Origin of the sequence: Streptomyces sp. NPDC052101 (genome assembly GCF_040680235.1) — a bacterium.
Classification (GTDB): Bacteria; Actinomycetota; Actinomycetes; order Streptomycetales; family Streptomycetaceae; genus Streptomyces.
The window spans coordinates 270,602-280,129 of the sequence record NZ_JBFAWH010000011.1 but is presented as its reverse complement, the minus strand read 5'-3'; the positions used below and the strand labels follow the sequence as shown (position 1 = coordinate 280,129).

The window sequence follows — 9,528 nt, the reverse complement described above, 5'->3', positions numbered from 1 at the left end:
ACGAACGCCCAGCCCGCGAGATACCCCCAGAAGGGGCCCAGCCGCTCCCGCCCGTACACGTACGTCCCCCCGGAGGCCGGGTAGCGGGCCGCGAGGTCCTCCGAACAGCCCACCGAAAGGGAAACATCCCGATGGCGATCCAGGTCGGCGACAAAGCCCCCGACTTCGAGCTCAAGGACAACCACGGCCGGACCGTGAAGCTCTCGGAGTTCCACGGCGACAAGAACGTGGTCCTGCTCTTCTACCCGTTCGCCTTCACCGGTGTGTGCACCGGCGAGCTGTGCGAGCTGCGGGACAACCTGCCCAAGTTCTCCGACCGTGAGACGCAGGTGCTCGCCGTCTCCAACGACTCCATCCACACCCTGCGCGTCTTCGCCGAGCAGGAGGGCCTGGAGTACCCGCTGCTCAGCGACTTCTGGCCGCATGGCAACGTCTCGCGCGCGTACGGCGTCTTCGACGAGGACAAGGGATGCGCCGTCCGGGGCACCTTCATCATCGACAAGGAAGGTGTCGTGCGGTGGACCGTGGTCAACGGCCTGCCGGACGCGCGCGACCTGAACGCGTATGTGAAGGCCCTCGACACCCTGTAGGCCGACCGTGGCCGACACCTGTGATTCTTCGGGTCCACGGTCTGCGGGGGGCGGGAACCCGTCACTAGGATCGGCACGTTGATCCCATATCCGAAGCAGACGGGGCTTTCCGCCCCTGGACACCACATGGAGGACTCGTGGGAGTCAGCCTCAGCAAGGGCGGCAACGTATCGCTGACGAAGGAGGCCCCGGGCCTGACCGCGGTCCTCGTCGGTCTGGGCTGGGACGCCCGCACCACGACCGGCAGCGACTTCGACCTCGACGCGAGCGCGCTGCTGCTGAACAACTCGGGCAAGGTCGCGAGCGACCAGCACTTCGTCTTCTTCAACAACCTCAAGAGCCCCGAAGGCTCCGTCGAGCACACCGGTGACAACCTCACGGGTGAGGGCGAGGGCGACGACGAGGTGATCAAGGTCAACCTCGCCGGTGTCCCGGCCGACATCGAGAAGATCGTCTTCCCGGTGTCGATCTACGACGCCGAGAACCGCCAGCAGTCCTTCGGCCAGGTCCGCAACGCCTACATCCGGGTGCTGAACCAGGCCGGCGGCCAGGAGATCGCCCGCTACGACCTGAGCGAGGACGCCTCCACCGAGACCGCCATGGTCTTCGGCGAGCTGTACCGGCACGGGGCGGAGTGGAAGTTCCGCGCCATCGGCCAGGGCTACGCCTCCGGTCTGCGCGGCATCGCCCAGGACTTCGGCGTCAACGTCTGACGTACACCGGCGTCAGCGTTCTGACGTACGACGACCGAGGACCCCGCAATCCGTCCGGCGCCGCACCGTTTACGGGCGGCGCCGGACGTGCAGGACAACCAGGGAAGCACCACTAGGGGAGGACCAGCATCATGGGCGTCACGCTCGCCAAGGGAGGCAATGTCTCCCTCTCCAAAGCCGCACCGAACCTCACCAACGTCATGATCGGGCTCGGCTGGGACGCGCGTTCCACCACCGGCGCCCCCTTCGACCTGGACGCCAGCGCGCTGCTGTGCGACGCGGGCAACCGCGTGATGGGCGACGAGTGGTTCGTCTTCTACAACCAGCTCAAGAGTCCCGACGGCTCGGTCGAGCACACCGGCGACAACCTCACCGGTGAGGGCGAGGGCGACGACGAATCGATTCTGGTCGACCTCGCCAAGGTCCCGGCGCAGTGCGAGAAGGTCGTCTTCCCGGTCTCGATCCATATGGCGGACGAGCGCGGCCAGACTTTCGGCCAGGTCTCCAACGCCTTCATCCGCGTGGTGAACCAGGCCGACGGCCAGGAACTGGCCCGCTACGACCTGAGCGAGGACGCCTCCACCGAGACCGCCATGATCTTCGGTGAGCTGTACCGCTACCAGGGAGAATGGAAGTTCCGCGCGGTCGGCCAGGGCTATGCCTCGGGCCTGCGCGGCATCGCCCTGGACTTCGGGGTGAACGTCTCGTAGCCGAGGGCTGCCCCCAGGGGCCTGTGCTGTGGCTTTTCGGTGAGGGTTGCCCTGAGCGGTACCGCCGGTAGGGTGCACCTCTAGACTCGGGGTCAATGTTTAGCAAAGCCGAGTACGGCGCGGGGCAAACCCGTACCTTCACGATTGGGTAGCCAGTGCTTCTGAAAACCTTCGGCTGGTCGTTCGCGGTGACCGCGCTCGGCCTGGTCGCCGCGATCTTCTACGGGGGGTGGGAGGCCTTCGGCGTCGTGGCGATCCTCGCCGTCCTCGAGATCTCGCTGTCGTTCGACAATGCGGTGGTCAACGCCGGAATCCTGAAGAAGATGAACGCCTTCTGGCAGAAGATCTTCCTCACGGTCGGCGTCCTCATCGCGGTCTTCGGCATGCGGCTGGTCTTCCCGGTCGTCATCGTGGCCGTCACCGCCAAGCTCAACCCCTACGACGCGGTCCACCTGGCCCTCACCGACAAGGACCGCTACCAGCAGCTGGTCACCGACGCCCACCCGGCGATCGCGGCCTTCGGTGGCATGTTCCTGCTGATGATCTTCCTGGACTTCATCTTCGAAGACCGGGACATCCAGTGGCTGCGCTGGATCGAGCGGCCCCTGGCCAAGCTCGGCAAGGTCGACATGCTGGCCGTCTGCATCTCGCTGATCGCCCTGCTGATCACCTCCTTCACCTTCGCCACCCAGGCCCACCAGCACGGCGGCGCCCACGCCGACAAGGCGCAGACGGTCCTGATCGCCGGCATCGCCGGCCTGATCACGTACATGATCGTCGGCGGTCTGTCCGGCTACTTCGAGGACCGGCTGGAGGAAGAGGAGGAGCGCGAGCACGAGGAGGAGGAAGAGGCCGCCCGCACCGGCAAGAAGAAGCCGGCGGTGCTGATGGCCGGCCAGGCCGCGTTCTTCATGTTCCTCTACCTGGAGGTCCTGGACGCGTCCTTCTCCTTCGACGGCGTGATCGGCGCCTTCGCCATCACCAACGACATCGTGATGATGGCCCTCGGCCTCGGCATCGGCGCGATGTACGTCAGGTCCCTCACGGTCTACCTGGTCCGCCAGGGCACCCTCGACGACTACGTCTTCCTGGAGCACGGCGCCCACTACGCCATCGGCGCCCTGGCCGTGATCCTCATGGTCACCATCCAGTACGAGATCAACGAGGTCATCACCGGACTCGTCGGCGTCATCCTGATCGCCTGGTCCTTCTGGTCCTCCGTCCGCCGCAACCGCGCGGTGGCGGCCGAGGGCGAGGGCACCGACGAGAAGGCCGAGGTCTCCTCCGGGGTGTGACACCCTGGCAGGTGAGGAACGCTCTGAGCGGGGCGGCCGACAGGGTCGGCCGCCCCGACGGCGTTCACCACGGTCACCAGGGGGCGGGAATGGGTTTCTTCGACGGATTGCGGGGCGCCAGCGTCGCCGACTTCGACTCGGGCAGCGCCGCGACCAACTCCATCGAACTCACCAGGCGGCACCAGACGGTGTCCCTCACCAAGCAGGGCGCGTCCACCGGCCATCTGCGCATCAACCTCACCTGGCGGATGCGCACCTCCGACTTCGACGGCAACCAGCGCACCAGCCTCTTCCGGCACCCCTTCAAGGCCCTCAGGCCACCGGAGGTCCTCGGCCACGGCCAGAGCATGGTCAACGTCGACCTCGACCTGGGCTGCCTCTACGAACTGACCGACGGCTCGAAGGGCGTCGTCCAGCCGCTCGGCAACTACCTGGGCGACGTCAACGCACCGCCGTACATCAAGCTCAGCGGCGACGACCGGTTCGGCTCGGCGTCGGGCGAGACGATGTACATCAACCTCGACCACCTCGACGCCATCAAGCGCCTGCTGGTCTTCGTCTACATCTACGACCAGACCCCGGCCTTCGACCGCACCCACGCCATCGTCACGCTGTACCCGAGCAACGGCCCCCGCATCGAGATAGGCCTCGACGAACGCCACCCGCAGGCCCGCTCCTGCGCGGTCGTACTGATCGAGAACGTCAAGGGCGAACTGGTCGTCCGCCGCGAGGTGAAGTTCGTGTACGGCTTCCAGGGCGAGCTGGACCGGCTGTACGGGTGGGGGCTGCAGTGGGGCAGGGGCTACAAGACGAAGGTGGAGCGCTGAGCCGCCCGCTCACCGCCCGATGAACTGCGGCCCCTGCGGAGGCAGCCGGAAATTCGGGTCCACCGGCCCCACGGCCACCGGGACCGGTACCGGCTGGGGCTGCGGATACCCGTACGCCGGGGGCGCCGACGTCGGCTGCGGATACCCGTACGCGGGCGGCTGCTGCGGAACCGCCGGGGACATCTCCTCCGACTCGTCCACCGAGATGCCGAAGTCCGTCGCGAGCCCCTTCAGCCCGTTCGAATACCCCTCGCCCAGCGCGCGGAACTTCCAGCCCTCCCCGCGCCGGTACAGCTCACCGCAGATCAGCGCGGTCTCCGCACCCGTCTCCGGCTTGATCTCGAACTGCGCCAGCGGCTCCCCGCCGGCGACCGCGGCGTCGTACAGCAGGATGCACAGCGCCGGCACCTGGTCGAAGGTGACCCCGTCCGCGGACGCGACCAGCAGGATCCGGCCGACTTCCGGCTCGACGCCGGGCAGATCCGACTGGATCGTGTCGGTCAGCACCTCGGAGACGCGCTTCTTGCCCAGCCGCCACACCTTCCCGGACGGGTGCCGGGGCTGGTTGTAGAAGACGAAGTCCTCGTCGGAGCGCACACGGCCGTCGGGGCCCAGCAGCAGCGCCGAGGCATCCACGTCCGGAACCCCCTGTCCGGGCGTCCAGCGCAGTACGGCGCGGACCGTCTCGGCCTCCAGCGGGACGTTCGACCCCTTCAGCATCGCGTGCGTCATGCGGTCATCCTGCCTTCTCGGTCCTGGCCACGACAATGCGGGGGGTGGTGTTCCACGGCGTTGCCGACATGGTCGAGTTACCAGAAATTCATGCCCGCTGGGAACCCCTGACATGGATCCCTACGTACTATTACCGGCCACCCTTTTACCGAACACTGACTCGGGCCCGCGCCCTTGAGGGAGTCCTATGCGTCATTTCGGGCACATCGCCCCTGAGGTGCGGCAGCGCCTGTTCCACCGGGAGCCGAGCGCGTTCAGCGCCGCCTCCCCGGCCCGGCTGCTCGCCGCCGCCCTCGGCGCCACCCTGTACAGCCCGGCCACCCGGCCGCGGCTCGCCGACGACATCGTCAAACAGGCCGGGAACGGCGTGGTCTCGATGGTGCTGTGCCTGGAGGACTCGATCGACGACGCGGACGTCGTGGCCGGCGAGGAGAACCTCGTCCGGCAGTTCGCCGACCTGGCCGCCCGGCCCGGAAGCGAGCCGCCGCTGCTCTTCGTCCGGGTGCGCACCCCCGAGCAGATCCCCGACCTCGTACGGCGCCTCGGCCCGTCCGTGCGGCTGCTGTCCGGATTCGTACTGCCGAAGTTCACCGAGGAACGCGGCATCCCCTTCCTGGAGGCCCTGTCGGCCGCCGAGGCCGAGAGCGGGCACCGGCTGTTCGCCATGCCCGTCCTGGAGTCCCCGGAGCTGCTCTACCGCGAGACACGCGTGGAGACCCTGGAGGGCATCGCCCGCGCCGTCGACAAATTCCGCGACCGGGTGCTGGCGCTCCGCCTCGGCGTGACCGATTTCTGCTCCTCCTACGGCCTGCGCCGCGCCCCGGACATGACCGCCTACGACGTCCAGATCGTCGCCTCCGTGATCGCCGACGTCGTGAACATGCTCGGCCGCGCCGACGGCACCGGATTCACCGTGACCGGGCCCGTCTGGGAGTACTTCCGCGTCTCGGAGCGCATGTTCAAGCCGCAGCTGCGCCAGAGCCCCTTCCTGGAGGTGCAGGCCGTCGAGCTGCGCGAGAGGCTGATCGAGCACGCCATGGACGGACTGCTGCGGGAGATCTCCCTCGACCAGGCCAACGGTCTGCTCGGCAAGACCTGCATCCACCCCTCCCATGTGCTGCCCGTTCACGCGCTGTCCGTGGTCAGCCACGAGGAGTACAGCGACGCCCAGGACATCCTGCGGCCGGAACGCGGCGGCGGGGGTGTACTCCGCTCGGCCTACACGAACAAGATGAACGAGGTGAAGCCGCACCGGGCCTGGGCCGAGCGGACCCTGCTGCGCGCCGAGGTCTTCGGCGTGGCCCATGAGGACGTCGGCTTCGTGGAGCTGCTCGCCGCCGGAATAAGGAACGCATGAAGTACGCAGTGAACGACACGGTCTGGTCCGGCAGCTGGGTCGCCCAGCGGCTCGGGGTCGAACTGGTGGGGGACGACGGCCTGCCGGCCCTGCTGGGACTCGCCCTGCGCCGCAACCCCAAGCGGGCCCACCTGCTGGTGTCCAACGTCCTCGGCAAGCACGTCCCGCAGTCGCCGACGGTGGTGTACGAGTACGGCCACCGCCTGGGCCGGCGGGTCGCCGCGCTGCTCGGCGAGGCGTCGGCGGCCACCGCGGTCGTCCTCGGCTATGCGGAGACCGCGACCGGGCTGGGCCATGCGGTGGCCGACGGCCTCGGCACGGCGCCGTATCTGCACTCCACGCGGCGGCCGGTGCCCGGCCTCGCCCCTGCGGGCGGCTTCGAGGAGTCGCATTCGCATGCCACGTCGCATCTGCTGCTGCCGGAGAATCCCGGCCTGCTGGCCGGCGATGGTCCGCTGGTGCTCGTCGACGACGAGTTCTCCACCGGTAACACGGTGCTGAACACCATTCGCGACCTGCACGAACGGTATCCCCGGGGGCGCTATGTGGTGGTCGCCCTGGTCGACATGCGCTCACCCGAGGACACCGCTCGGATGGAACGGTTCGCCGCGGAGATCGGCGCGCGGGTGGATCTGATCGCCGCCGCGTCCGGGGCCGTACGGCTGCCGGAGGGTGTGCTGGAGAAGGGGCAGCGCCTGGTGGCGCACCATGAGTCCGCCGGGTGCGGGGCCGATGTCCCGCCGCGCGCCCCCGGGGTGGTCTCGCTCGACCTGCGCTGGCCGGCCGGCCTTCCCGACGGTGGCCGCCATGGCTTCACGCCCGCTCACCGGGACCGGCTGGAGGCCGCGCTCCCCGAGATGGCCGCCCGGATCAGCGACGCCCTGCCCGACTCCGCCCGCCGCGTCCTCGTCCTCGGCTTCGAGGAGCTGATGTACGCCCCGCTGCGGCTCGCCCGTGAGCTGGAGCAGGCCACGGACGCGGAGGTGCGCTTCTCCACCACCACCCGCTCACCCGTCCTCGCGCTGGACGACCCCGGCTACGCGATCCGCACCCGGCTGGTCTTCCCCGCGCACGACGACCCGGCCGACGGCCCCGGCGAGCGCTACGCGTACAACGTGGCGGGCGGTGGCTTCGACGCCGTCGTCGCCGTGGTCGACTCGGCCGCCGACACCCCCGCCCTGCACGCACCCGGCGGCCTGCTCGCACGCCTCGCCGCGCACACCCCGCACGTCCTGCTCGCGGTCGTCCCGTCGTACGTCCCGCCCGCTCCCGAAAGGCCGGCCATGCTGCCCGAGCCCCTCCGTGGCCCCGCATTCTCCTCGTACGCGCCCGACGAGGTCGGCTGGCTGCTCCAGGACCTCTCCGAGGTCACGCTGGAGGCGCCGACCGAGGAGCGGGAGGAGGCCATCCAGAGCGGCGGTGCGCACTACGCCGAGTCGCTGCCGGTGGAGTACCAGCCGAGCGCGCAGTACCAGGAGCTGTTCCACACCGCCCTCGACGCCTCGGCCGCCCGGCTCGCGCAGGCGGTCGGCGTGGTGACCGAGGCCGTCATCGCCGAGCGGTCACCGCGCCCCGTGCTGGTCTCGCTCGCCCGCGCGGGCACCCCGGTCGGCGTGCTCATGCGCCGCTGGGCCCGGTACCGGCACGGCCTGGACCTCCCGCACTACGCCGTGTCGATCGTGCGCGGCCGCGGTATCGATGCCAACGCGCTGCGCTGGCTCGCCGCCCACCACGACCCGCACGACATCGTGTTCGTCGACGGCTGGACCGGCAAGGGCGCCATCACCCGCGAACTCGCCCAGGCCGTCGAGGAGTTCGAGCAGGCGGAGGGCATCACCGGCTTCGACCCGGAGATCGCCGTACTCGCCGACCCGGGCTCCTGTGTGCGCACCTACGGCACCCGTGAGGACTTCCTCATACCCTCCGCCTGCCTCAACTCGACCGTGTCCGGCCTGATTTCGCGTACGGTCCTGCGCGCCGACCTGGTCGGCGCGGACGACTTCCACGGCGCGAAGTTCTACCGCGAACTCGCCGGCGCCGATGTCTCCGCGGCCTTCCTCGACGCCGTCTGCGCCCGCTTCCCCGAGGTCGCCGACGCGGTCGGCACGGCGGTCAAGGAGCTGATGGCCGAGGACCGCACCCCGACCTGGGCCGGCTGGCGGGCCGTGGAGCGGATCAGCGAGGAGTACGGCATCCACGACGTGAACCTGGTCAAGCCCGGCGTCGGCGAGACCACCCGGGTGCTGCTGCGCCGGGTGCCCTGGAAGATCCTGGCCCGGAAGGGGGCCGGGGCCGACCTGGACCACGTCCGCCTGCTCGCCGGGCAGCGCGGGGTGCCGGTCGAGGAGGTCGGCGAACTGCCGTACACCTGCGTCGGGTTGATCCACCCCCAGTACACGCGCGGTGCCACGGGCGCCGACGGCAAGGCGGTGAACCTCTGATGCCGGTGCTGGTGGCGAGCGACCTCGACCGTACGCTGATCTACTCCTCGGCGGCCCTGGCGCTGACCATGCCGGACGCGCGGGCGCCCCGGCTGCTGTGCGTGGAGGTGCACGAGGCCAGGCCGCTCTCCTACATGACCGAGACGGCGGCCCAGCTGCTGACCGACCTCGGTGACACGGCCGTCTTCGTGCCGACGACGACCCGGACGCGCAAGCAGTACCAGCGCATCAACCTGCCCGGGCCGCCCCCGAAGTACGCGATCTGCGCCAACGGCGGCCATCTGCTGGTCGACGGGGTCACCGACGCCGACTGGCACGCGGGCGTGCAGGCGCGGCTCGCCGACGAGTGCGCGCCGCTGGCGGAGGTCCGCGAGCATCTGCTGCGCTCCGCCGACCCGGTCTGGGTGCGCAAGCACCGGGTCGCCGAGGACCTGTTCGCCTACCTCGTCGTCGAGCGCGAGCTGCTGCCCGAGGACTGGGTGAAGGAGCTGGCGGTGTGGGCGGAGGTGCGGGGCTGGACGGTCTCGCTCCAGGGCCGCAAGATCTACGCCGTCCCCGGGCCGCTCACCAAGAGCGCGGCGGTACGGGAGGTCGCCCGCCGCACCGGCGCCGAGCTGACGCTGGCGGCCGGCGACTCCCTCCTGGACGCCGACCTCCTGCTGGCCGCCGACCGGGGCTGGCGCCCGGGACACGGCGAACTGGCCGACACGGGCTGGACGGCCCCGGAGATCGCGGCGCTGCCGGAGCGGGGGGTGCTGGCGGGGGAGCGGATCACCAGGGAGTTCTTGAAAGCGAGCCGCACGGCAACCCCCTAGGGGCGCGGGGAACTGCGCGACAAACCACGATGGCGCGGCAGCCGAACG

The 9,528-nt window shown here is 69.8% G+C and carries 9 protein-coding genes; 8 read left to right on the top strand and 1 reads right to left on the bottom strand.

Annotated elements, in window-relative coordinates; all coding sequences use genetic code 11:
* The first annotated feature begins 131 nt into the window (after nucleotides 1-131).
* The 5 genes from AB0L75_RS21605 to AB0L75_RS21585 all read left to right on the top strand — a co-directional run bounded on the left by AB0L75_RS21605 (nucleotide 132) and on the right by AB0L75_RS21585 (nucleotide 4,135).
* The gene (locus AB0L75_RS21605; RefSeq protein ID WP_365183102.1) at nucleotides 132-590 is read left to right on the top strand and encodes a peroxiredoxin; all 459 of its coding nucleotides are present in this window, start codon (nucleotides 132-134) and stop codon (nucleotides 588-590) included.
* A 137-nt stretch (nucleotides 591-727) separates the two neighbouring features.
* A complete protein-coding gene (locus AB0L75_RS21600) occupies nucleotides 728-1,303 on the top strand; it encodes a TerD family protein (RefSeq protein ID WP_351020721.1) in 576 nt (191 codons plus the stop codon).
* Between the two features lie 131 nt (nucleotides 1,304-1,434).
* Entirely contained in the window at nucleotides 1,435-2,013 is a 579-nt protein-coding gene (locus tag AB0L75_RS21595; protein WP_365183100.1) for a TerD family protein, read from the top strand.
* 155 nt (nucleotides 2,014-2,168) lie between these two features.
* Nucleotides 2,169-3,308, top strand: coding sequence for a DUF475 domain-containing protein (locus AB0L75_RS21590; RefSeq protein WP_365183097.1), 1,140 nt, complete (start codon nucleotides 2,169-2,171; stop codon nucleotides 3,306-3,308).
* A gap of 89 nt (nucleotides 3,309-3,397) precedes the next feature.
* Nucleotides 3,398-4,135 carry a Tellurium resistance gene (locus AB0L75_RS21585; protein WP_365183095.1) on the top strand — a complete coding sequence of 246 codons (738 nt, stop codon included), beginning with the start codon at nucleotides 3,398-3,400 and terminating at the stop codon, nucleotides 4,133-4,135.
* A 9-nt stretch (nucleotides 4,136-4,144) separates the two neighbouring features.
* On the opposite strand, the gene AB0L75_RS21580 is transcribed toward AB0L75_RS21585, so the two are convergent.
* Nucleotides 4,145-4,867, bottom strand: a complete 723-nt coding sequence (locus AB0L75_RS21580; protein WP_365183093.1) for a TerD family protein — start codon at nucleotides 4,865-4,867, stop codon at nucleotides 4,145-4,147.
* A 187-nt stretch (nucleotides 4,868-5,054) separates the two neighbouring features.
* Here AB0L75_RS21580 and AB0L75_RS21575 point away from each other — a divergent pair, with 187 nt between their 5' ends.
* The 3 genes from AB0L75_RS21575 to AB0L75_RS21565 are packed head-to-tail and all read left to right on the top strand — an operon-like array spanning nucleotide 5,055 to nucleotide 9,480.
* Complete coding sequence (locus AB0L75_RS21575; protein ID WP_365183091.1) at nucleotides 5,055-6,224, top strand: HpcH/HpaI aldolase/citrate lyase family protein; 1,170 nt, start codon at nucleotides 5,055-5,057, stop codon at nucleotides 6,222-6,224.
* A complete protein-coding gene (locus tag AB0L75_RS21570) occupies nucleotides 6,221-8,665 on the top strand; it encodes a phosphoribosyltransferase (RefSeq protein ID WP_365183088.1) in 2,445 nt (814 codons plus the stop codon). The genes AB0L75_RS21575 and AB0L75_RS21570 overlap by 4 nt, the downstream gene beginning before the upstream one ends.
* Nucleotides 8,665-9,480 (top strand): HAD family hydrolase, encoded by an 816-nt coding sequence (locus AB0L75_RS21565; RefSeq protein ID WP_365183085.1) that lies wholly within the window; start codon nucleotides 8,665-8,667, stop codon nucleotides 9,478-9,480. Before AB0L75_RS21570 ends, AB0L75_RS21565 begins: the two co-directional genes overlap by 1 nt.
* The last annotated feature ends 48 nt before the right edge of the window (nucleotides 9,481-9,528 follow it).